The organism is Streptomyces thermolilacinus SPC6 (assembly GCF_000478605.2).
Taxonomy (GTDB): Bacteria; Actinomycetota; Actinomycetes; order Streptomycetales; family Streptomycetaceae; genus Streptomyces; species Streptomyces thermolilacinus.
Map to the genome: position 1 here is coordinate 3,935,555 of NZ_ASHX02000001.1, position 22,471 is coordinate 3,958,025.

The 22,471-nt window shown below is 72.7% G+C and carries 20 protein-coding genes and 1 tRNA gene; 7 read left to right on the forward strand and 14 right to left on the reverse strand.

Translation table 11 applies throughout. The features are described from left to right. Window position 1 precedes the first annotated feature (1 nt). The 6 genes from J116_RS17110 to J116_RS17135 all read right to left on the reverse strand — a co-directional run bounded on the left by J116_RS17110 (window position 2) and on the right by J116_RS17135 (window position 3,401). Window positions 2-271: a type II toxin-antitoxin system RelE family toxin gene (locus tag J116_RS17110; protein WP_023588297.1), complete on the reverse strand. Its 270-nt coding sequence runs from the start codon at window positions 269-271 to the stop codon at window positions 2-4. Then, complete coding sequence (locus tag J116_RS17115; RefSeq protein WP_028964164.1) at window positions 268-540, reverse strand: type II toxin-antitoxin system Phd/YefM family antitoxin; 273 nt, start codon at window positions 538-540, stop codon at window positions 268-270. Before J116_RS17115 ends, J116_RS17110 begins: the two co-directional genes overlap by 4 nt. Window positions 541-727: 187 nt before the next feature. Then, complete coding sequence (locus J116_RS17120) at window positions 728-1,306, reverse strand: hypothetical protein (protein WP_023588299.1); 579 nt, start codon at window positions 1,304-1,306, stop codon at window positions 728-730. A 99-nt stretch (window positions 1,307-1,405) separates the two neighbouring features. Continuing rightward, window positions 1,406-1,714 (reverse strand): cold-shock protein, encoded by a 309-nt coding sequence (locus tag J116_RS17125; RefSeq protein WP_235617360.1) that lies wholly within the window; start codon window positions 1,712-1,714, stop codon window positions 1,406-1,408. Further along, window positions 1,711-2,766 carry a PaaX family transcriptional regulator C-terminal domain-containing protein gene (locus J116_RS17130; RefSeq protein ID WP_023588301.1) on the reverse strand — a complete coding sequence of 352 codons (1,056 nt, stop codon included), beginning with the start codon at window positions 2,764-2,766 and terminating at the stop codon, window positions 1,711-1,713. Before J116_RS17130 ends, J116_RS17125 begins: the two co-directional genes overlap by 4 nt. After that, complete coding sequence (locus tag J116_RS17135; RefSeq protein ID WP_023588302.1) at window positions 2,763-3,401, reverse strand: GNAT family N-acetyltransferase; 639 nt, start codon at window positions 3,399-3,401, stop codon at window positions 2,763-2,765. The genes J116_RS17130 and J116_RS17135 overlap by 4 nt, the downstream gene beginning before the upstream one ends. A 98-nt stretch (window positions 3,402-3,499) precedes the next feature. On the opposite strand from J116_RS17135, the gene J116_RS17140 reads away from it, so the two are divergent. Next, window positions 3,500-4,576 (forward strand): alpha/beta hydrolase family protein, encoded by a 1,077-nt coding sequence (locus tag J116_RS17140; protein ID WP_079147907.1) that lies wholly within the window; start codon window positions 3,500-3,502, stop codon window positions 4,574-4,576. A 42-nt stretch (window positions 4,577-4,618) separates the two neighbouring features. Here the strand turns inward: J116_RS17140 and J116_RS17145 are convergent, their stop codons facing one another. Further along, window positions 4,619-5,911 carry an acyltransferase family protein gene (locus J116_RS17145; protein WP_023588304.1) on the reverse strand — a complete coding sequence of 431 codons (1,293 nt, stop codon included), beginning with the start codon at window positions 5,909-5,911 and terminating at the stop codon, window positions 4,619-4,621. Between the two features lie 703 nt (window positions 5,912-6,614). Between J116_RS17145 and J116_RS17150 the strand changes: the two genes are divergently transcribed. Next, a complete protein-coding gene (locus tag J116_RS17150; protein WP_023588305.1) occupies window positions 6,615-7,994 on the forward strand; it encodes an NAD(P)/FAD-dependent oxidoreductase in 1,380 nt (459 codons plus the stop codon). Window positions 7,995-8,262: 268 nt separating this feature from the next. Next, window positions 8,263-9,660 carry an SAM-dependent methyltransferase gene (locus J116_RS17155; RefSeq protein WP_028964166.1) on the forward strand — a complete coding sequence of 466 codons (1,398 nt, stop codon included), beginning with the start codon at window positions 8,263-8,265 and terminating at the stop codon, window positions 9,658-9,660. A gap of 112 nt (window positions 9,661-9,772) precedes the next feature. Here the strand turns inward: J116_RS17155 and J116_RS17160 are convergent, their stop codons facing one another. Beyond that, on the reverse strand, window positions 9,773-12,304 hold the full coding sequence (locus tag J116_RS17160; protein ID WP_023588307.1) for an ABC transporter permease: 2,532 nt from the start codon (window positions 12,302-12,304) through the stop codon (window positions 9,773-9,775). A gap of 73 nt (window positions 12,305-12,377) precedes the next feature. After that, complete coding sequence (locus J116_RS17165; RefSeq protein ID WP_028964167.1) at window positions 12,378-13,148, reverse strand: ABC transporter ATP-binding protein; 771 nt, start codon at window positions 13,146-13,148, stop codon at window positions 12,378-12,380. A gap of 425 nt (window positions 13,149-13,573) precedes the next feature. Here J116_RS17165 and J116_RS17170 point away from each other — a divergent pair. The 3 genes from J116_RS17170 (at window position 13,574) to J116_RS17180 (ending at window position 15,278) form a co-directional block, all read left to right on the forward strand. Further along, a tRNA-Leu gene (locus tag J116_RS17170) sits at window positions 13,574-13,654 on the forward strand. Between the two features lie 149 nt (window positions 13,655-13,803). After that, on the forward strand, window positions 13,804-14,697 hold the full coding sequence (locus J116_RS17175) for a Bax inhibitor-1/YccA family protein (protein WP_023588309.1): 894 nt from the start codon (window positions 13,804-13,806) through the stop codon (window positions 14,695-14,697). Between the two features lie 230 nt (window positions 14,698-14,927). Beyond that, window positions 14,928-15,278 (forward strand): hypothetical protein, encoded by a 351-nt coding sequence (locus J116_RS17180; protein ID WP_023588310.1) that lies wholly within the window; start codon window positions 14,928-14,930, stop codon window positions 15,276-15,278. 88 nt (window positions 15,279-15,366) lie between these two features. Here the strand turns inward: J116_RS17180 and J116_RS17185 are convergent, their stop codons facing one another. The 3 genes from J116_RS17185 to J116_RS17195 form a co-directional block, all read right to left on the reverse strand. Further along, window positions 15,367-16,302, reverse strand: a complete 936-nt coding sequence (locus J116_RS17185; protein ID WP_201258855.1) for a hypothetical protein — start codon at window positions 16,300-16,302, stop codon at window positions 15,367-15,369. A 299-nt stretch (window positions 16,303-16,601) separates the two neighbouring features. Further along, window positions 16,602-17,822: an acetyl-CoA C-acetyltransferase gene (locus tag J116_RS17190; RefSeq protein WP_023588312.1), complete on the reverse strand. Its 1,221-nt coding sequence runs from the start codon at window positions 17,820-17,822 to the stop codon at window positions 16,602-16,604. A gap of 197 nt (window positions 17,823-18,019) precedes the next feature. Next, entirely contained in the window at window positions 18,020-19,003 is a 984-nt protein-coding gene (locus tag J116_RS17195) for an SGNH/GDSL hydrolase family protein (RefSeq protein WP_023588313.1), read from the reverse strand. 116 nt (window positions 19,004-19,119) lie between these two features. Between J116_RS17195 and J116_RS17200 the strand changes: the two genes are divergently transcribed. After that, entirely contained in the window at window positions 19,120-20,505 is a 1,386-nt protein-coding gene (locus tag J116_RS17200) for a cystathionine beta-synthase (protein ID WP_023588314.1), read from the forward strand. Window positions 20,506-20,854: 349 nt separating this feature from the next. Here J116_RS17200 and J116_RS17205 read toward each other — a convergent pair whose 3' ends face one another. Both J116_RS17205 and J116_RS17210 read right to left on the reverse strand, forming a co-directional pair. Then, on the reverse strand, window positions 20,855-21,709 hold the full coding sequence (locus tag J116_RS17205; protein WP_023588315.1) for a hypothetical protein: 855 nt from the start codon (window positions 21,707-21,709) through the stop codon (window positions 20,855-20,857). A 62-nt stretch (window positions 21,710-21,771) separates the two neighbouring features. Continuing rightward, entirely contained in the window at window positions 21,772-22,386 is a 615-nt protein-coding gene (locus J116_RS17210) for a hypothetical protein (protein WP_023588316.1), read from the reverse strand. Window positions 22,387-22,471 lie beyond the last annotated feature (85 nt).

Below are 22,471 nucleotides of genomic sequence, written 5' to 3' on the forward strand. Positions count from 1 at the left end.
CCTACAGGTTGCGGTACACGTCCCGCCGGTCGCCTACCTTGACGACGAGGATGACGAGCTCGCCATCGTTGACCTGGTAGGCGACCCGGTAGCTGCCGACCCTGAGCCGGTAGAGCCCGGAGGGGCCGCTGAGCTTCTTGACGTCGGCGTCCTCGCGGTAGGGGTCGTCACCGAGTGCGGTCAGCGCGGCCAGGATGCGCATGGCGTCGGGGCGGCTGATGGCCCGGAGCTGCCGCTGCGCCGCCGCGGTGAACCGGAAGGCGTACTTCACGCCGCCTCGCCGTCCTGCTCAGTGAACAGGTCCGCCAGCAGTTCCGCCATCGTCACGGTGGCGCCGCCCTCGGCGAGCACGGCTTCGGCCTCGCGCGCCAGCATCACGTCGGCGGCCTCCTCCAGTGCCTCGAAGTCCGAGATCGGCACCACGGCCGCCACGGGGACGCCGTTGCGCGTGATGACGGTCGGGACGCCCTCTTCGGCGCGGTTGATGTGATCGGCGAGGTGGGCGCGCGCTTCCCGGACGGTCACGGTGTTCTCGGTCATGAGCGAAGTGTACGCGCGAGCGTGTACACCCCGCATCCGTGCCGGTTCGCGGGCGAACACGACATCCTCGACGGCATCGCCTGGTCCCTGGCCTGACGGCCGTGCTCGTCGCGTATCGGTGACGGGACCGCCCCCGCCCGGTCCTGTGGGACGGGCGGGGGCGGTACCGATCGGCCTTGTCCGAGGATCAGGAGTCGTAGGCGATCTTCAGGTCGGTGCCGAACTCGCCGTCCTTGCCGGGCGCCGGCGCGGTGCCTCCGGTCGGCTGGTCCGCGGCGGCGCTGCGGCTGATGCCGTCGAACAGCGCGTAGTTGAAGCGGAACCCGAGGTTCGCGGTGCCGGTCTTGCCGCCGACCTTCACGCGGAAGGTGCAGTTCCCCCAGAGGGTGTAGTCCTTGTTGCGCCGGTTGTTCTTGACCGACGAGTGCCAGAAGTAGTCGACCGGCACACTGGCGTGGCTGTCGTGGTAGGGCAGCTGCATGTGGCCGGCCTTGCAGGTCATCCTGCCCGTGGCGATGGCCTGGACCTTCGGCGAGGTGCGGAACGACCACGCCATGGTGGCGGGCTTGCCGACGGTCCCGGCCATGTTCACCTGCCCGGTGAACGTGCCGTTGGAGTCGGTCTTCTTGTAGTACGGGGCGGACATCTTGAAGGTGTGCTTCGCCTGCTGCGTGCCCGCGTGCGCGGGGGCCGAGGCCAGCAGCATCGAGGCGGCCAGAGCGGCGGAGCCGAGCGCGGCGGCGCGCCTGGCGGCTATGAGAGACATCGGATGGGTCCTGCTTCCGTCCATCCGCGCGGGCGTCGGCAACCAACCGCGGTCCGCGCGTGACTGGTGGATACGACCGGCGCGTTCCGGGCGGGACGATCAGGTGTCGAAGGTGATGTCGAGGCCGGACGAGTAGCCCGGACCCCCGGTGCCCCCGCCGTCCCCCGGCAGCGGCTCCGGCCCGGACGGCCAGACGCGCACAGCCCTCCAGCGGAACTGGTCCTGCTCGGCCCGCTCCGCCGTGAAGGTGACGGCCTCCCCGGCGGTCAGCGCGCGGAACCCCTCGGCCTCGACGGCCGAGTAGTGCGCCCACACGTCGTCCGGGAGGCCGGGCGTCACCAGGACGCCCCAGCCCTCCTCGCTGTGCCACTCCCGCACGTGTCCGTCGTACACGTCGTCAGGCGTCACGTCGGACACACTTCCCCCTGGTTCGATGAACGTCGCCCGGCAGTGCCGTGCCGCTGGTCAGGCGGCACACGACCGGTGTCCGAAACCGTATCAGCCGTCCGCGCGCGACCCCCAGACCACTGCGGCGCCCGGTCTGAGGGGCCCTCAGCCGCCGCCGGCTCCAGGGCGTCCGCGTACAGTGCGAAGAGCCGCGGGGCGGGGGCGTCGCCGGCCGGCCGTCCGGTGCGGAGGCGGCGCAGGCACGCGGCGGTCAGGTCGCGGGCGCGGGTGCCGGGCCACGGCTGGGGCAGGAGCTCGGGCGGCAGGAGCGGGTCGGGGGTCATCGCCGCGGTGAAGTGCGCGGCGAGTTCCACGAAGGTGGTCAGCCGTTCCGCCTCCGGCATCTCCGGCCCCCGCGCGAGCCGCTCCAGGCACCTCTCGGCGAAGGCCGCCAGGCGGGTGTGCCGGGAGGCGACCTCCTCCAGGGGCCACAGGGCGGCCGCCAGGGCGCGCGGTGCGGTGATGTCCCCGATCCGCAGGTCGCCACTGCTCAGGCAGGTGAGCGCGTCCAGGACGCCGAGGCGGCCGGCCTCGGCGCGGACGAGTCCGGTGACGGGGTTGGCGGTGACGTACAGGCCGCTCTGGACGGGCGCCGCGCCGAGGTGCAGCAGGCGCTCGCGCAGCGCGTCGCGGGCGGAGCGGCGGGTCTCGGGGATGGCGAAGGCGAACAGGTGCCAGGTGCCGTCCCACGGGGCGAGTCCCGCGTCCTGCCGGCAGGCGTGGCGTACGTACGCGGCGTCGGGCGCCAGGGACCCCGTGACGTCGGCGACGGCGCGGAGGGTGGCGCGGCGGCCGCGGCCCTCCTGGGTGAAGCGCCCCTCGTCGACGAGGCGTTTGACGCACAGCCGGACCTGCTGGCCCGTCATGCCGAGGAGCTCGGCGACGGTGTAGAGCTCACCGGCGTCGACGGTGCCGTCCTCGCGGACCAGGGCGTGCACCAGGAGCCGCGTGGGGATCTCCGGCCTGCCGTCCGGCTCGTCCGCCGCGACCGGGTCGCTGGTAGGGGCGTTCACCGCGTACGCCCCTTCCCGGACGCGTCCGCGGAGGTGACCGGGCGGTGCATGGTGGTGACCGCGCCGAAGCCCAGGGGACCGCGCAGATACGGGGTGCGCTCGGTGCGCACGGCGGTGAAGCCGTACCGCTCGTACAGCGCCCTGGCGCGGGGGTTGACGTCGATGACGTCCAGCCGGACCCGGCGGCAGCCGTGGTCGGCCGCCACCGCGGCGATCTCCTCCAGCAGCAGCCCGCCGATGCCGCGCCCGCGGTGGGCCGCGTCCACGGCGATGCCGTCCATGACGAGTTCCCCCTCCGCGGGCGTCCGCTCGAACAGGGCCAGGACCGCCAGGCGCGGCAGGCCGCGCAGCGGACCGTAGGCCGACAGCACGTCCCGCGCGCCGCCGCCCGTCAGCGCGCGGTCGCCGAGCCGGTACCCGGCGACGCCGACGACGCGGCCTCCCACGAGGGCGGTCACGCCCCGGTCGTGCCGCAGGTGGTCCGCGATGAACCGGCGCCCCGTCTCCGGCGGGTTCAGCGCGGGCGCGAGCTTTCGCCCGAAGGCCTCCCAGTACAGCGCCGCCACCCGCGCCTCCTCGCCCCGGGGCACCCCTCTGCGCACCGCCGTCGGGTGACCGCGCTTCGCCGTCTCCATGCCGCTCCCTCCGTCGCCGCACCGCTAGTGCGATCGAGTGTAGTACGTTCATTCTCGATACGAGCGTTTTTGGTAGGAGCGTTTTCTGTGGGGTGGGCATGTCCGTGGGACTCCAGGCGTCCGGGGGGCGCGGGCGGCGCGTGTGGCGCCGGACGCTGAAGGTGCTGGTGGGCGCCCTGGCGGTGGCCGTCGGGCTGGCCGGGCTGGCGGTGTGGCAGAACACCTACGCGCTGCGCGAGGAGCGGGTGTCGCTGCGGCACGACGGAAAGCTGCTCCAGGGCGTGCTGGCGCTGCCCGAGACGGGGGAGGGGCCGTTCGGCCTGGTCGTCTTCGTCCACGGCGACGGGCCCGTCGACGCGACCCACGAGACGTTCTACCGGCCGGTCTGGGAGTCCTTCGCCCGCGCGGGGTACGCCTCGCTGTCGTTCAGCAAGGCGGGGGTCGGCGGCTCCGAAGGCGACTGGCTGGAGCAGAGCATGGCGGACCGTGCGGAGGAGACGCTGGCCGCCGTCGCCTGGGCCCGCGGCCGCCCGGACATCGACGGGTGGCGCATCGGCCTGTGGGGCGCCAGCCAGGCCGGCTGGGTGCTGCCGAAGGCGGCCGCGCGCGACCCGCGCCTCCAGTTCGTCATCGCCGTCTCCCCGGCGGTCAACTGGCTGCGGCAGGGCCGGTACAACCTCCTCGCCGAACTGCGCCGCGACAACGCCGCCCCCGCCCGGCGGGAAGCGGCGCTGCGCCGCAGGGAGGCCACACTGCGCCTGCTGGAGCGGGGCGCGTCCTTCGCCGAGTACCGCGCGGCGTTCGGCGACGCGGACGGGATGACGCCCGCGCGGTGGTCCTTCATCGCCAGGAACTTCACCTCCGACGCGACCGCCGACCTGCGGGCGATGCGCGGCACCCCCGTCCTGCTGGTCCTGGCCGGCCGGGACGACAATGTGGACGTCGCGGAGACCGAGGCCGTCTACCGCGAGACCCTCCCGGCCGCGTCCCTCCGGGTCCTCCGCTACCCCGGTGCCTCGCACACACTGGTCGACCGGGACACGGAGGACTCCCCGTGGCGCCTGACCCTCACCGCGGTCTTCGCGCCCCGGCGGCTGTACGCGGAGGGGTTCCTCGCCGACCAGGCCGAGTTCACCGCCCACCCGCCCAAGCGCCCGGCGCCCGCGGCCCGGTAGCCGGTCCGCCCCCGGGCCGGGGCGCGGGCGGCGCGCGCGGGGTCAGTGCCTGGTGCCGTGACCGCAGTCGGCCGGGCAGAGCGTGCCGTCCCCGGGGTGTCCGGCGGCGGCGCCCACCACGGCCGGCTCGCGGCGGCGGCCCGGCACCGCGGCACCGTGGGCGACCGCCGGCGCCATCGGGACCCGCGCGGCCCGGGCCGTGGGGAAGCCCGGCGCCACGCGTACGCCCGACCGCTCGGCACGGCCCGCCGCGTCCGCGATCCCGGCGCGGACACGCGGCTTCAGCCAGCGGCCGAGAGGCTCCTCGACGAGCCGGTGGACCAGGTAGGCGGCCAGCATCATGGAGCCGATCAGCCCGCCCAGCAGCAGCGTCGGGTCGACCCGGTAGGTCTTCTCGACGTACGTGATGGTCTCCCAGCCGATGTACTGGTGCAGCAGGTACAGCGGATAGGTGAGCGATCCGGCGACCGGCAGCCACCGCCAGGTGATCCAGCCGGTCCTTCCGGTGGCGACCAGCGCCATCATCCCGAACGACACCGTCAGCACGGCCATCACCGGCCAGAAGGGGACCCACTGGTCCATGTTCCTGATGGACGCCCGCCACGTCAGGCGCGCGCTCGGCACCGCGGCGGCGAACGACACCAGGACGACGCCCCACAGGAGCACCGTGGGACGGAAGCGGTACATCAGGTAGAACGCCATGCCGGCGATGAAGTACCAGCAGTGCTCCGGCATGAGGAACTCGCCGAACGAGCCCCAGCCGAACCGGTTGAACGCCAGCGCGGCCGACCCCCACAGGCAGCAGAACAGCAGCACGCGCCGGTACGTCAGCCCGCCCCACGCCACGATCGCGAACAGCAGGTAGAACCGCAGCTCGGCGAAGAGAGTCCAGTACACCGGGTCCACCGGCTTCACGCCGAGGAACGCCTGCACCATGGTCATGTTGGCGACCACGTCCGCCCAGGCGAGCCGCACGTACCCGCCCGGCACGAGGACCAGGACGGCCGTGGTGGCCAGGACGCAGAACCAGTACGCGGGATACAGCCGCACGACGCGCGAGGTGAAGAAGTCCCCCAGCGAACGCCCCCAGCAGCTCATGCAGATGACGAACCCGCTGATGAGGAAGAACAGTTGCACCCCGAGCCAGCCGTAGGCCGCGAACGGGAAGACCCGCGGGAAGAGCGTCCGGCTCTCGATCGCCCATCCGTGGCCGAGGCCCACATAGTGGTAGAGCACCACCATCAGGGCGGCGACGAGCCGCAGGCCGTCGAGCGCCGCCAGCCGTGGGCCGCGCCGTGGCGCGGGCTGCCGGGCCGCAGGGGAAGGCTGTACCACGGAAGATCCTCATGCTCTCCGGGCCCCCGAAGCGGCCGCGTCAGACGTCGTGTGCGGGCCGGCGCGAGCATCGTCCGCCCGTCTCCGGGGGCGCGCCGGCACGGGGGCCGGAGAGTCGGTCATCCCTCCCCGGTACCGCCCGTGCCCCGTTTGACAGTCGGTAACCGCGAACGGTTGTGCGGCCGACGCCGACGGGATCGCCGACCGCGGCCGGCGCCCGGAGACGGGCCCGCCCTGCCCGCGGCGGGGCCGTCCGTGCCCTCGGCCGGGGGTGCCGACGCGGGGGGACAAGCGGGGCGGACGTGGTGGTTGTGGTGGAACCGGGCAGGGTGCGGAGGCTTCGGCGACAGCGCGTCGGAAAAAGGTCGTGAAGTTCTTCACAAGGAAAAACCGCCTGATGAGGGTCTGCGGCGGGGGTGTGACCCTTACCGATGGCTCCCAGGCCTCGATCGCGCCCCGGCTTTCGTAACCGCAGAAGCGTTTCGGCCATGTGAACCAAGGCGGCGGCCCGGGGTTACGGAAGGCTCTCCGGTCCAGTTCACGGGGGGTGAGGGGGCAGTGAACAACGTCCTCCGTTACACCGTGGTTCCCGTGCCGCGCCATGACCTCCGTCACGTGAGCCGCGCAGTGTAGCAGAGGTCTCCCGGAACCTTGTGAAGGGGCGCACGAGCGACCCCCGTCCGAGGGGTGGATACTCGATGGCATGAGCACCACGGAGCGTCCCAGGATCCTCGTAGTAGGCGGTGGGTACGTAGGCCTGTACGCAGCTCGACGCATCCTGAAGAAGATGCGCTACGGCGAGGCGACCGTCACGGTCGTCGACCCGCGCTCGTACATGACGTACCAGCCGTTCCTCCCCGAAGCCGCCGCCGGCAGCATCTCGCCGCGGCACGTCGTCGTCCCGCTGCGACGCGTGCTGCCCAAGGCCGAGGTCCTCACCGGTCGGGTCACCACCATCGACCAGGACCGGAAGGTCGCCACCGTCGCCCCGCTGGTCGGCGAGGCGTACGAGCTGCCCTTCGACTACCTGGTGATCGCGCTCGGCGCGGTCTCCCGCACCTTCCCGATCCCCGGCCTGGCCGAGCAGGGCATCGGCATGAAGGGCATCGAGGAGGCCATCGGCCTGCGCAACCACGTGCTCGAGCAGCTGGACAAGGCCGACTCGACCACCGACGAGGAGGTCCGCCGCAAGGCGCTGACCTTCGTCTTCGTCGGCGGTGGCTTCGCCGGCGCCGAGACGATCGGCGAGGTCGAGGACATGGCCCGCGACGCCGCCAAGTACTACAAGAACGTGTCCCGCGAGGACATGCGCTTCATCCTGGTGGACGCCGCCGACAAGATCCTCCCCGAGGTCGGCCCGAAGCTCGGCAAGTACGGCAAGGAGCACCTCGAGGGCCGTGGCGTCGAGGTCTACCTGAGCACGTCCATGGACTCCTGCGTCGACGGCCACGTGGTGCTGAAGAACGGCCTCGAGGTGGACTCCAACACGATCGTGTGGACCGCCGGTGTGAAGCCGAACCCGGCGCTGGCCCGCTTCGGCCTGCCGCTCGGCCCGCGCGGCCACGTCGACTGCCAGCCGACCCTCCAGGTCACCGGCACCGACTACATCTGGGCCGCCGGCGACAACGCCCAGGTCCCGGACCTCGTGGGCCGCAAGGCCGGCAACGAGAACGCCTGGTGCCCGCCGAACGCCCAGCACGCGCTGCGCCAGGCCAAGGTCCTCGGCGACAACGTCCTCTCCGGCATGCGGGGCTTCCCGCAGAAGGAGTACAGCCACGCCAACAAGGGCGCGGTCGCGGGCCTCGGCCTGCACAAGGGCGTCGCGATGATCGTCATGGGCAAGATGAAGATCAAGCTCAAGGGCCGTCTCGCCTGGTACATGCACCGCGGCTACCACGGCATGGCCATGCCGACCTGGAACCGCAAGATCCGCGTCTTCGCGGACTGGACGCTCGCGATGTTCCTCAAGCGCGAGGTCGTCTCGCTCGGCGCCATCGAGTCGCCGCGCGAGGAGTTCTACGAGGCCGCCAAGCCCGCTCCGGCGCCCGCCGCCGCCAAGCCGGAGAAGGCCAAGGCCTCCTGAACCCGGCCGGTCCCGCCCGGCCGTGACGGCCGGTCCGACCGGCCGCCACCAGCGCAGTCCCGACGAGGGGCCGCCCGCCATCCGTGGTGCGGGCGGCCCCTCGTCGCGTTGCCGTACCCGGGCGCACGGGGGCGCTCGTGGGGGCGCGGGTGACGGGAACGCACTGGCCGCCGGACACTCGGCGTGATTCGGGGACTGCTTTCCGCAGCCGTCGGTGTTTACGTGGTGCCGAGCATTTCTGGGATCGACGTCACGGAGGTGTTGCACCATGGCCGATGCCGCTTCCCGGTTGGCCTCGCTCGCCGAGGACCTGCTGGGTGTCCCGCTCCCGGTGCGGGTCCGCGCGTGGGACGGCAGCGAGGCCGGTCCGCCGGGGCCCGTACTGGTCATCCACCACCGCAGGGCCCTGCGCCGCATGGCGTGGCGGCCCGGCGAACTGGGCCTCGCCCGTGGCTGGGTGGCCGGGGAGCTGGACGTGGAGGGCGACCTGTACGAGGCGCTCGCCCGGCTCGCGGGCCTCCTGTGGGAACGCGACCCGCACCCCCGCGACCCGCACGGCCGGGAGCTGGAGGGGCACGGCCGGGACGGGCACCCGCACGGCCGGAGACACGGCCCGCACCACCAGGCCCGTACGCGCGTCGCGCACGTCCTGCGTACCGCCCGCGACCCCCGCGTCCGCGCCGCCGCCCGCGATCTGCTGCGCCTCGCGGGGCCGTGGCCGCCGCCCACCCCGCCCGCCGAGGAGGTCCGGCGCCGCAGCGGCCCCCTCCACACCAGGACCCGCGACCGCGCGGCGATCAGCCACCACTACGACGTCGGCAACGACTTCTACGAGCTGGTCCTCGGCCCGTCCATGGTCTACTCGTGCGCCTACTGGACCGAGGGCGGCACCCTGGAGGACGCACAGCGGGACAAGCTGGAGCTGATCTGCCGCAAGCTGGCCCTCACGGAGGGCGACCGTCTCCTGGACGTGGGCTGCGGCTGGGGCTCCCTCGCGCTGCACGCCGCCCGCCACCACGGCGCCGCCGTCGTCGGGATCACCCTCAGCGCCGAACAGGCCGCGTACGCGCGCAAGCGGGTCGCCGACGAGGGCCTCACCGACCGGGTGGAGATCCGCGTCCAGGACTACCGGGACGTGCGCGACGGCCCGTACGACGCGATCGCCTCCGTCGGCATGGCCGAGCACGTCGGCGCCGTCCGCTACCGGGAGTACGCAGAGGACCTGTACGGACTGCTCAAGCCCGGCGGGCGGCTCCTCAACCACCAGATCGCCCGCCGCCCCGAGCCCCGCGAGGAGGAGTACCGCATCGACCCGTTCATCGACGCGTACGTCTTCCCCGACGGGGAGTTGGCCCCGCTCGGCCGCACCACGGCGACCCTGGAGGAGGCCGGGTTCGAGGTGCGGGACGTGGAGGCGATCCGCGAGCACTACGCCCTCACCCTGCGCCGCTGGGTCGCCAACCTGGAGGACCACTGGGAAGAGGCCGTACGGCTCACCGGGCCCGGCCGCGCCCGCGTCTGGCGGCTCTACATGGCCGCCTCCGCCCTGGCGTTCGAACGCAACCGGATCGGCGTCAACCAGGTCCTCGCCGTGCGGACGCCCGACGGCGGCGCGTCCGGGATGCCGCTGCGCAGCCGCGTCTGGAGCGAGCAGCACGGCAGGTGAGAGCGAGCACCACGGCGGGTGACACCCGCTCCCTCGCCGGCCGCACGCCGAAGGGCCGGGCCCCCGCCACGGGGAGCCCGGCCCTTTCCGCACCGCGTGACGCGGACGCGCCCTACTCGGCCTTGATGGCGTTCAGCATGTTGAGCTTCGCCGCGCTGCGCGCCGGCCACATCGCGGCCAGCACGCCGACCAGACCGGCCAGCAGGAGGAAGACCCCGATCCGGTCCCACGGCAGGACCAGCGTGTACCCGGGCAGGCTGCTCTTGAAGGTCTCGCCGATCGCCCAGCCGAGGAACGCGCCGAGCACGATGCCGACGACCGCGCCGTACAGGGAGATCACCACGGCTTCCAGGCGGACCATCCGCTTCACCCGGCGCCGGTCGAGACCGATCGCGCGGAGCATGCCGATCTCCTGCTGGCGCTCGAACACCGACATGGCGAGCGTGTTGACCACCCCGAGCACGGCGATGATCAGGGCCATCGCGAGCAGGCCGTACATGATGTTCAGCAGCATGTTGATGGGTCCGCCGAACGAGTCACGGATGTCCTTCTCGTCCATGAAGTTGATCGCCGGGTTCTTCCCCAGCGCCTCGATCAGCGCCTTCTCCTGGGCGGCGCTCGCCCCGCCGTCCACCGACACGAAGATGGCGGGGATGTACGGCTCGGGCTCGTGCGGGGCGACGACCTTCCGGTCGATCAGGACGGGCGAGAGGAACTCGGACGCCTTGTAGACGGCGCCGACGGTCAGCGTGCCCTTCTTCTCGTCGTCGTACGTGACGGGGACGGTGCTGCCGACCTTCCAGCCGCGCGACTTCGCGGTGTCGTCGGCCACGGCGATCTGACCGCGCGCCAGCGAGTCCAGCGAACCGGCCGTCGGCTCGACCTTCAGGACCTTCTCGATGGCGCCGGGCGTGACGGCCGACGCGGAGGTGTACTTCCCGCCCAGTTCGAAGCCGGACGCCTGCTGCGGCGACACGGCCGTGACGCCCGCGGTCTTCTCCAGGGCGGTCAGCACCGACGGGTCGAGCGGGCCGCCGCTGGCCATCTGCACCATGTAGTCGGCCTTGATCTGGTCCGTGGTCGCCTGGTCCAGGGACCGGCCGACGGTGACGCCGAGCACGGACAGACCGGTGACCAGGGTCAGGCCGATGGCGAGCGCCGAAGCGGTCGCGCCCGTGCGGCGCGGGTTGCGGACGGCGTTCTGCCCGGCGAGCTTGCCGGAGATCCCGAACGCGCCGACCAGCAGCGGCCGTACGGCGGCGATCAGCGGCCGCGACAGCAGCGGGATCAGCATGATGATGCCGATCAGGGCGAGGAACGCGCCGCCCGCGACCAGCATGCGGCCCGTGTCACCGGCCTCCACGGCGCCGTACACGATCACGGCGGCGCCGGTCAGGGCGAGTGCGCCGCCGATGCTGTTGCGGACGACCAGCGACTTCTGCGTGGGCGCGGCGTGCACGCTGTTCATCGCGGCGACCGGCGGGATCTTCGCGGCGCGGCGGCCGGGCAGCCACGCGGCGAGCATGGTGATGACGAGGCCGACACCGAGCGCGGAGAGCACCGGCGTGACACCGAGGACGAGCGGGCCGTCCGGCATCTTCAGGCCGAAGGACGCCATGCCGGAGCGCAGGCCCACGGCGAGCGCGATGCCCAGCAGGTAGCCCGCGACGGAGGCGACCAGGCCGACGATCGCGGCCTCCGCCAGCACCGAGCGGGTGACCTGCTTGCGGGACGCGCCGACGGCCCGCATCAGCGCGACCTCCTTGGTGCGCTGCGCGACGAGCATCGTGAACGTGTTGGCGATCAGGAAGATCCCGACGAACAGGGCGATGGCGGCGGCGCCGAGGAAGACCTGGCTGAACGCGCTCATGCCCTCCTCGATCTCCTTCGCCTGCTCCTCGGAGAGCGCCCGGCCGGTCTGCGCCTCGGCGTGCTCGGGCAGCAGCGGCTCGATCGCGGCGAGGAGCTTCGTGTCGTCGGCGCCGGACGCGGCGGTGACGGTGACGTCCTGGAAGTAGCCGGGCTTGAGGAAGAGGCGCTGCGCGGTCTGCGTGTCGAACAGGACGAGGCTGCCGCCGGCGCTGACGGCGCCGTCGTCGGTGGTGAAGACGCCCTGGAGGCGGTACTCGGCCACGGGGCCGTTCGTCGCGACGCGGACCGTGTCGCCGACCTGGTACCGGCCCTTGTCGGCGGTCTCCCGGTCGAGGGCGATCTGCCCGGCGGCGACGGGACCGGAGCCCTTGACGAAGTCGTACCGGGAGTCCCGGCCGTCCTTGCCGGGGGCGAAGTTGGCGCCCTTGTTGGACCAGCCGACGCCGATCAGCCTGCCGTCCGGGTCGGGCACGCCCGCGAAGCCCTCGACGCGGCCGACGGCGGTGGCGACCCCCGGCACGGCGGCGATCTTGTCGAGGGTGGCGCGGGAGACGCCCGGCTCCTGCTTCGCGCTGTCCTGACTGGGGTGGGAGGTGACGGCGACGGCCACGTCGTCGTAGCTCTTGGCGGCCTGCTTGGTGAAGGCCCGGTTGAGGGTGTCGGTGAAGACGAGGGTGCCGGAGACGAAGGCCACGCCGAGCATGACGGCGAGGACGGTCATCAGCAGCCTGGCCTTGTGCGCGAGCACATTGCGCAGGGCGGTACGGAACATGGGGTTCAGTCCTGGGGTGGAGGTGTCCGGTGACGGAAGGGGCGGAGGGGGCGGGAGACGCGGTCGGGGCGCGTCAGCTGGTCCGGCCCTTGGTGTCGAACTCCTTCATGCGGTCCAGCACCCGGTCGGCGGTCGGCGCGAGCATCTCGTCCACGATCCGGCCGTCCGCCAGGAAGATCACCCGGTCGGCGTAGGACGCGGCGACCGGGTCGTGGGTGACCATCACCACGGTCTGGCCCAGCTCGCGCACCGAGTTGCGCAGGAAGCCCAGCACCTCGGCGCCGGAGCGCGAGTCGAGGTTGCCGGTCGGCTCGTCACCGAAGATGATCTCCGGCCGGGACGCCAGCGCGCGGGCCACGGCGACGCGCTGCTGCTGGCCGCCGGAGAGCTGCGCCGGCCGGTGCCCGAGCCGCGCGGACAGGCCCACCATGTCGATGACCCGGTCCAGCCACTGCTTGTCCGGCTTGCGGCCCGCGATGTCCATGGGGAGCGTGATGTTCTCCAGGGCGGTGAGCGTCGGCAGCAGGTTGAACGCCTGGAAGATGAAGCCGATCTTGTCCCGGCGCAGCTGGGTGAGCTGCTTGTCCTTCAGGGCGCCCAGCTCCGTGTCGCCGATGCGGACGGAGCCGTGAGAGAAGGCGTCCAGGCCGGCCACGCAGTGCATCAGCGTGGACTTGCCGGAGCCGGACGGGCCCATGATCGCGGTGAACTCGCCCTGCGGGAACTCCACCGTGACCCGGTCGAGGGCGACCACCTGGGTCTCGCCCTGTCCGTAGACCTTGGAGAGATCCGTGGCGCGGGCGGCCACCGCGGTGGCGCGGCGTGCGGTCGTCGTGGTGGGGATCACGGGGAGGACTCCTGTCACACATGGGTTCGGCGAGGACCGTTCCATCGTCCGCGCCGCCACCCCCGCCGGGCGTCCGTCCGCATGCCCGTTCCCGGGGCCCTCTGGAGTCTGACGGCGCCGCGCGGCGCTCCTCCTGAGGTATGACGGCACCCCTGAGAGCCCCCTCGGGACGGCGTACGGGAAGGGCTCTCGGCCGCGCATGGCGAGGACTCGCCGTGGACGGACGGCGACTTTCCGTCATTCCACCGAAACGGCATGTGCGGCCGCGAACCCCCCGCCGCTGCTGCGCAACGCACTCCCCGTATGCTGACGGTCCCTCAGGCGCCAATAAAATAAGACAACATCGGGCCACTCTCCCGCCGTCCGCGGGACGCGCCCGGATAGGCTCATGTGTTGACGCGGAGAGAGAAGCTTCGCGTCCTGCCCGGATGGTGGAACGCAGACACGGCGAGCTTAAACCTCGCTGGCCTACGGCCGTGCGGGTTCGAGTCCCGCTCCGGGCACCGACGGCTCGGGGAGGCTCCGGCGCGACACGGGGGTTGCGTGATCGAGACCCAGGAGCGGAAAGATCCTCCCCGAGCACTAGGGTGTTTCCTTTGCTTCCCCATTACTCTGGTGTCAAGGCCGCGCACGGCGGCCATGGAGGAGTGAGATGAGGAGCAGCAACCCGGTCTTCTCGCGACGGGGGTTCAGCCGCGACAACGGCTACGCGGGCTTCAACGCGCAGCAGCAGGCCGGGGGCCCCGCCGCTGGAACCAACCCGTACGCGACGAACCCGTACGCGACGAACCCGTACGCGACCAACCCCTACGCGCAGCCGGACGTCCAGCAGGGCACCGGTCTGCAGGCCCCGGCGCGCCCGGGTGCCATGACCATCGACGACGTGGTGTCCCGCACGGCCATCACGCTCGGCACGGTGTTCGTCACCGCGGCCCTCGCCTGGTTCCTGCTGCCGGTGGACCCCGCGAACCTGAACAAGTCGTACGGCATCGCCATCGGCGCGGCCCTGGTGGCCTTCGTCCTGGCGATGGTGCAGTCCTTCAAGCGCAAGCCGGCGCCCGCGCTGATCCTGGCGTACGCGGCGTTCGAGGGCGTCTTCCTGGGCGTCATCTCCAGCGCCGTCACGACGTATGTCGCGGCGGGCGCGGTGCCGCAGGCGGTGCTTGGCACGATGTCGGTCTTCGCCGGTGTGCTGATCGCGTACAAGATGCGCTGGATCCGCGTCACGCGCCGCTTCTACGGCTTCGTGATGGCCGCCGCGATCGGCTTCGTCCTGCTGATGGCGGTGAACATGCTGTTCGCCGTCTTCGGCGGCGGTGACGGCCTGGGCTTCCGCAGCGGCGGCCTCGGCATCCTGTTCGGTGTCATCGGCATCATCCTCGGCGCCTGCTTCCTGGCGCTGGACTTCAAGCAGGTCGAGGACGGCGTCACGTACGGCGCGCCGCGCGAGGAGTCGTGGCTGGCCGCCTTCGGCCTCACGATGACCCTGGTGTGGATCTACCTGGAGTTCCTGCGCCTCGTGGCGATCTTCTCCGGCGACGACTGATCGCCCCGCCGGCCGGCCCCGTGAGCGGCCGAGCGGTGAGAACGGCCGAAGGGCCCGCCCGGTTCGTCCGGGCGGGCCCTTCGGCGTCGTACGGGCCGTCGCCCGGAGGCGCCTTCCCCGACGGTGCGAAGCCGGTCGGCCACTTCACGGCCCGTGCGGCGGGGAGTGCGGGAGAGCGTCCGGTGTTCGCCCGTTGGCGACAGTGCCGTACCGGCGCATAGGGTCGCGGCGTGCACGATACGAGGGAACTGGACGAGGCCGTGAACCGTCTGGCCGACCGGCTGCGGGCCGCCCCGCAGAGCAGGCTCCGGCAGGGCGCGGCGGCCGAAGGGCTGGCGCTGGCGAGGGAGTTGGCCGAGCGGGCGCAGCGGCTCGAGGGCGCGGGCCCGGCAAAGCCGCGGGTCATGCCCGACGCGGGGGTGTTCGCGGTCGGCGACCAGCTGGCCGTCGCGGGCGCCGATCTTGCCGAGGCGCTGCGGGAGGCCGCGCGCCGGGGCGGGGCGTCGGGGGACGTGCTGGACGCCGAGTCGGCCGGGGCGCTGGCGTCGGTCCGCGCGACGGCGGCACGCATCGGCCTGTAGGCGGGCCCGTCAGTCCGGTGACCCGGCCGTCCGGCCGCCTGTCAGCCCGGCAGTCCGTCGGCCGGACAGTCCGTCGGCCTGGGGCGGGTCAGAGGGAGGCGATGACGCGGTCGGCGAGGATGTAGACGTTCTCGCCGTCGCCGCACGCGAAGGTCAGGGCGTACGCGCCGGAGATGCCCGACCCGCCCAGCAGGAACGGCGTCGCGCCCTCGCGCAGGGCCTCGGCGAGGCGCTCGGCGGTCTCGCGGTGCCCCGGCGTCATGCACAGGGTCGTGCCGTCCTCGAAGACGTACACGTCCAGCGTGCCGAGCGGCCCGGGCCGTACGTCGGTCAGCGCGGTCCGCGCGTCCGCCAGCTCCTCCAGGCGCGCCACCGTCCGCTCGTGGTCGGTGACGACCGGGGTCTGGACGGGCACGAAGTCCGGGTGCGAGGGGTGGCGGCGGCGGGCGGCGGCCAGCTCGGGGGAGTCCTCGGCGTAGTCGGGGCAGTCACCGGCCCCGGCCGGCCCGGGCAGCTCGCCGCCCAGCAGGCCAGGCAGCCCGGGGAGCGCGGGGAAGTCGGTCAGCTCCGCGTCGGCGAAGTCGGCGGCGGGCTCGGCCGCGTCGTACTCGGCGTCCAGATCCAGCGCCTCCAGGCCCGCGAAGTCCGCCTGACGCGGTACGAAGTAGGGGCCGTCGTCGCCGGTGGCGCCCAGCGGTCCCGGCAGGCCGCCCAGCAGGGAGGCGGGGGAGTCGGCGGCGTCGCGCGCCTCCTGCGCGGCCCAGAACGCGCGGGCCTCCGCCAGCTCCCGCTCGCGTTCCTCGGCGAGGGCCTCGGCGACGGCCGTGCGTATCTCGTCCGCCATCGTCGGCTCCGTGGAGCGGGCGTGCGGGACGGTCGGGCTCTGCCCGGTGGCGGCGGCGTGCGCGGCGGCCAGGTCGGTGCGCAGGGCGGCGATCTGGCGGCGCAGCCCGTGGACCGCGTACAGGGCAGCGGCGCCCACGGCCGTGGCGGCGGCCGTGGTCAGCAGCAGGGCGATGGGCATGGCGCTCACTGACGTACTCCCGGTTTCAATCGATCCCCCGCACTTCCTACATCAGCTTGTGCCAGCTGTGGGCCCGGTGTCAGTGCATTACGTCACGAATTGGACAGGTTTCTTTGGCCGGTGTTTCCCGCTCCTACGGCCATGACCTGCGTAAACGAATCTCCCCCAGGAGATAGGTCACATCCTGGGGGAGATTCGGTCACGGCCGGGACGCGAAGCGGTTCAGCGCGCCCGGAGCGGGAGAGGGCGGCCCCGCCGCGCGGGACGGGCGGCAGGGCCGGGGGAGGGGGGGGGCCGGGTCAGGAGAGGCGCTCGATCACCATGGCCATGCCCTGGCCGCCGCCGACGCACATGGTCTCCAGGCCGAACTGCTTGTCGTGGAACTGGAGGCTGTTGATCAGCGTGCCGGTGATGCGGGCGCCGGTCATGCCGAAGGGGTGGCCGACGGCGATGGCGCCGCCGTTGACGTTCAGCTTGTCCAGCGGGATGCCCAGGTCCTTGTAGGACGGGATCACCTGGGCGGCGAACGCCTCGTTGATCTCGAACAGGTCGATGTCGTCCACGGTGAGACCGGCGAGGGCGAGCGCCCGCTTGCTGGCCTCGACCGGGCCGTAGCCCATGATCTCGGGGGAGAGGCCGGAGACGCCGGTGGAGACGACCCGGGCGAGCGGGGTGAGTCCCAGCTCGCGCGCCTTCGTGTCGGACATGACCACCAGGGCGGCGGCGCCGTCGTTGAGCGGGCAGCAGTTGCCCGCGGTGACCCGGCCGTCGGGGCGGAAGACCGGCTTGAGGCCCTGGACGCCCTCCATGGTGACGCCCGCGCGCGGGCCGTCGTCCTTGCTGACGACGGTGCCGTCCGGGAGCGCCACCGGGGTGATCTCGCGCTCCCAGAAGCCGTTCTTGATGGCCTGCTCGGCGAGGTTCTGCGACCGTACGCCGAACTCGTCCATCTCCTGGCGGCTGACGCCCTTGTGGAGGGCCAGGTTCTCGGCGGTCTGGCCCATCGCGATGTACGCGTCCGGCACGAGGCCGTCCTCACGCGGGTCGCGCCACTCGGAGGCGCCGTTCTCGGCGGCCGCGGCGGTGCGGGCCTGCGCGTCGGCGAAGACCGGGTTGTGGGTGTCGGGCAGGGTGTCGGAGTTGCCCTTCACGTACCGCGAGACCATCTCGACACCGGCGGAGATGAACACGTCGCCCTCGCCGGCCTTGATGGCGTGCAGGGCCATGCGGGTCGTCTGGAGGGACGAGGCGCAGTAACGGGTCAGGGTGCAGCCGGGCAGGTGGTCCATGCCCATGCGGACGGCGACGATACGGCCCAGGTTGAAGCCCTGCTCGCCGCCGGGGAGGCCGCAGCCGAGCATGAGGTCGTCGATGTCGCGCGGGTCGAGCTCGGGCACCTTGGCGAGGGCGGCCTGGATGATCGTTGCGGTCAGGTCGTCCGGCCGCAGGTCCTTCAGCGAGCCTTTGAAGGCCCGGCCGATGGGCGTGCGGGCGGCTGAGACGATCACGGCTTCGGGCATCACGGCTCCAGGTGGGCGCGGGTGTGCGACGACAAGGAAGTTACCCCTACGTAGGGCCGGGGTCACCGGGTGTGGGGTGTGACCCTAAGCACCCGCTCAGCCCTCTCCTCGCAGGGTAGTCCCCTCACGCCCCTCACGCCTCGCACACCCCGCACGCCCCGCCGCGACGGGCGGGTCCGGGGCCGCGCCCCCCGCGGTCAGGGCGCCGGGTCCGGGGCCGCGGGCTCCGTGAGGCGACGGCGGCGGCGGTGCTTGAGCAGGGCCCACGGGGCACGGGCGCCCGTCACCTCCGTACCGGCCTCCTCCGCCGCCTCGGCGGCGGCCTGGGCCACCGGCAGCATGCCCTCGCGCCGGTCCGCGTCCAGCCGCTCCGGCTCGGGCCACAGGCCGAGGACCGCGCACACGGTCGGCAGCACCGCCATCGCCGCCGTCGCGTACCCCTCGGCCGACGGGTGGTAGTTGTCGGCGCCGAACATCTCCCGCGGGTTCGCCGCGAACTCCGGCCCCAGCAGGTCGCCCAGCGACACGGTCCGGCCGCCGTGCTCCACGGCCACGATCGTCTGCGCCGCCGCCAGCTGCCGCGACAGCCGCCGGGCCAGCCAGCGCAGCGGCTGGTACACCGGCTCGACCGTGCCCAGGTCCGGGCAGGTGCCCACCACCACCTCGGCGCCCGCCGCGCGCAGCCGCCGTACCGCCTCCGACAGGTACCGCACCGACTGCGTGGGCGGCATCCGGTGGGTGACGTCGTTCGCCCCGATCATGATCACGCAGACGTCCGGGACGCGGCCCGGCTGCGTCAGCAGCAGCGCCACCTGCCGCTCCAGATCGTCGGACCGGGCACCCGGCAGGGCCACGTTCCGCAGCTCCACCGACCGCTCGGCCACCTGGGCGAGCCCCGACGCCAGCAGCGCGCCCGGCGTCTGCCCCGCACGCCGTACGCCCTGCCCCGCCGCCGTCGAGTCGCCCAGCATGGCCAGGCGCAGCGGCACCCCGTCGAAGCCCCGCCCGTACAGCCCGTCGGCCGTCGGGGGCAGCGGTGCCACGCCGCCTCCCACGGACCGCTTCGCCAGGTGCATCTCGGCGAGCAGCACCCCCACCCCGGCGACCCCGAGCAGGCCGATGCCCCCGCCTCCGTACGCCGCACCGGTCGCGATCCGCCGTGCCACTCTCGCCCTCGACATAGGGGCAGCCACCTCCTCCGTACAGTCTGTGAGCTAACTGCCCCGGAACCCTGCCCGCCTACGCATCCACTCGGCTTACGCTGGCTGGACCATTACGGAGACCCCGGAGACTTACGGTGCAAATCCACGACTCGATGATCAGCCTCGTCGGCAACACCCCGCTGGTGAAGCTCAACAGTGTGACCGAGGGCATCCAGGCCACGGTCCTGGCCAAGGTCGAGTACTTCAACCCCGGCGGTTCGGTGAAGGACCGCATCGCCCTGCGCATGATCGAGGCCGCCGAGAAGAGCGGCGAGCTGAAGCCCGGCGGCACCATCGTCGAGCCGACGTCCGGCAACACGGGCGTGGGCCTCGCGATCGTGGCCCAGCAGAAGGGCTACAAGTGCGTCTTCGTCTGCCCGGACAAGGTGTCCACGGACAAGATCAACGTGCTGCGCGCGTACGGCGCCGAGGTCGTCGTCTGCCCGACGGCGGTCGACCCGGAGCACCCGGACTCGTACTACAACGTCTCCGACCGCCTCGTCCGCGAGACGCCCGGCGCGTGGAAGCCGGACCAGTACTCGAACCCGAACAACCCGCGCTCGCACTACGAGACGACCGGTCCCGAGCTGTGGGAGCAGACGGAGGGGCGGATCACCCACTTCGTCGCCGGCGTCGGCACGGGCGGCACCATCTCCGGTACCGGCCGCTACCTCAAGGAGGTCAGCGACGGCAAGGTCAAGGTCATCGGCGCCGACCCGGAGGGCTCGGTCTACTCGGGCGGTTCCGGCCGTCCGTACCTGGTCGAGGGCGTCGGTGAGGACTTCTGGCCGTCCGCGTACGACCAGAACGTGACGGACGAGATCGTCGCCGTCTCCGACAAGGACTCCTTCCAGATGACCCGCCGCCTCGCAAAGGAGGAGGGCCTCCTCGTCGGCGGCTCCTGCGGCATGGCCGTCGTCGCGGCGCTGCGCGTAGCGGAGGGCCTCGGCCCGGACGACGTGGTCGTCGTCCTGCTGCCGGACAGCGGTCGCGGCTACCTCTCCAAGATCTTCAACGACGAGTGGATGGCCGACTACGGCTTCCTGGAGAACGCGGGCCCGTCCGCGCGCGTCGGCGACGTGCTGCGCCACAAGGAGGGCGACATCCCGAAGCTGGTGCACATGCACCCGGAGGAGACCGTCGGCCAGGCGATCGAGGTGCTCCGCGAGTACGGCGTGTCGCAGATGCCCATCGTCAAGCCGGGCGCCGGGCACCCGGACGTGATGGCCGCCGAGATCGTCGGCTCGGTCGTCGAGCGGGAGCTGCTGGAGGCGCTGTTCGCCCAGCGCGCGTCGCTGAACGACCCGCTGGAGAAGCACATGAGCGCCCCGCTGCCGCAGGTCGGCTCCGGCGAGCCGGTCGAGGACCTGATGGCGGTGCTGGGCCGGGCGGACGCGGCGATCGTGCTGGTCGAGGGCAAGCCGACCGGCGTGGTCAGCCGCCAGGACCTGCTGGCGTTCCTGGCCCGCGACGGCAAGTGAGGTCCGGGCGCGAGGGGTTCGCGCAAACGGTACGGGGACGACACGTGCGGGCAGCACGGGCTTAACACGGCTCCGGCACCGTAGGGGTCGTCGGCGTCAGGGACCTCCGGAGCGGCTCCCGGACTTTCCATGGGCGCCGCGGACGCGGTGACCGGCCCTGACCCGGCCCGTGTCCCTCGCGGGGACCGCCGTCGTCCCGCCCCCCGGCTCACGGGGGTGCGGCGGTCCCCGCGCAAACGCGTACGCACGCGAAGGGGGCCGGTCCACGAGGACCGGCCCCCTTCGCGCTGTCCCGCGCCCGCCCAGCGTCCGGCGGCCGTTGCCGCTCGGCGTCCGGCAGCCCCGGCGTTCAGCGTCCGGCGGCCGCCCGCGCGGCGCGTACCTCCTCGGCGTCCGGGAGCAGGTCCGCGATGAGGCTCCAGACCGATTTGGCGTCGGTGCGGACCAGGCGGAACGGGCTCGCCGGGGTGATCTCCTCGGCCGGGAGCGGTTCCTGCGGCAGCTCCCGCAGCCAGTAGCCGAGCGGCCCGCAGTCCCACACGGCGAAGCCACGGCCCTCCACGCCGTCCTGGTGGTCCCGCTCAGCCTGCCAGGCGGCGGTCATACGCCAGCTGCACCGCAGCTCGGTCACCAGTTCCGCGAGGAGGGACAGGGCCGGCTCGCCGAGCGTGCCGGCGGCCGCCAGGGCCTGCCGTACGGCGTTCCTCTCGTCCTCGACGGTGCGGCCGGGGCCGGCCACGGCCTTCAGGGCGGCGAGGGCGCTCTCGACGCCGGAGACGGTCGTCTCGACGGCCGTCAGGGCCGTCTCCCGGGTGGCGGGGCCCTGGCGGAGGTTCACCATCGAGGCGAGCTTCCAGACCAGGGTCTTCGGCTCGACGAGGGAGTACTCCTGCTCGGCCTCGCCCGGCCACGCCTCGTGGACGACGACGTGCTCGTCGCCGATGAGCATGCCGTGGTGGAGCGTGCCCTGGCGGCTGCCCGCCTCCAGGGAGATGACCACACCGGGGGCGAGGAAGGTCTGCACGAGCGGCAGCAGCGCCTGGACGAGCCGCCCGTCCGCGGTGACCAGGCCGCTGTCCTCGGCCTCCTTGCGGGCGGCGGCGAACTCCTCGTCCACCGGCCGGTCGGCGGCCAGTTCGGAGAGCACGATGAGGTGCTCGTCGGTCAGCCGGAAACGGGACCGGGAAACGTCGATGGAAGGCATACACACTCACTCGGTAGGTCGGGCTCGGAGGACCGGGCACCGGGCGCGCCGGTGCCGGCACGTCAGTACGTCGTCTCCGCCCAGAAGCTGAACATCCTCTTGATGCCGGCCCGCACGGCTCCGCGCCGTGTGAGGACCGACCGGTCGACCCCGGCGAACAGGGCGGCCAGGGCGAGGTCGGCGGGCAGCACCCGCCCCGCCGCCCGCAGAGTCACCCGCCTGCCGCTCCCGATGCCCGTCTGGTGGGCCGTCACCACGACGCCGGGATCCTCGTCGTCGTGGAGCCGCTCCAGCCGGTAGGCGCGCTTGCCGAGGGCCATGAGCCGGTAGTCGTCACCCAGGTACCGCATGCGCAGGGCGCGGCCCCGGTGGGTGACGGCCCACCGGTGCCGCTCCATGGCGACGGACCGCCCGTCCACCCGGCACGTGGCCCGGTTCAGGGTGGGCTTGCTCACCAGTTCCGACAGCAGGCCGCGCGTCTCGAACCTGGCGGTGGGAAGGCCGGGACCGCTCACCTCCGTGACGACCACGTTCCGGGTGTGCGGCGGCGCGGGCCAGACCACGCGGATCTCGCCGAACTCCGGCGAGGTGCCGGTCCAGCCGGACTGCCGCAGTCCGCCCGGCGTCCTCTCCGGCTTCCAGCGGGCGAGGGCGAACGGGGTGATGGTGGTGTGCATGGCTTCCCTGGTCGGTCGGATCAGTCGGATCAGACGAATCGGTCGGATCGGTGGACGGGTCGGTCGGATCAGTCGGCCGGATCGG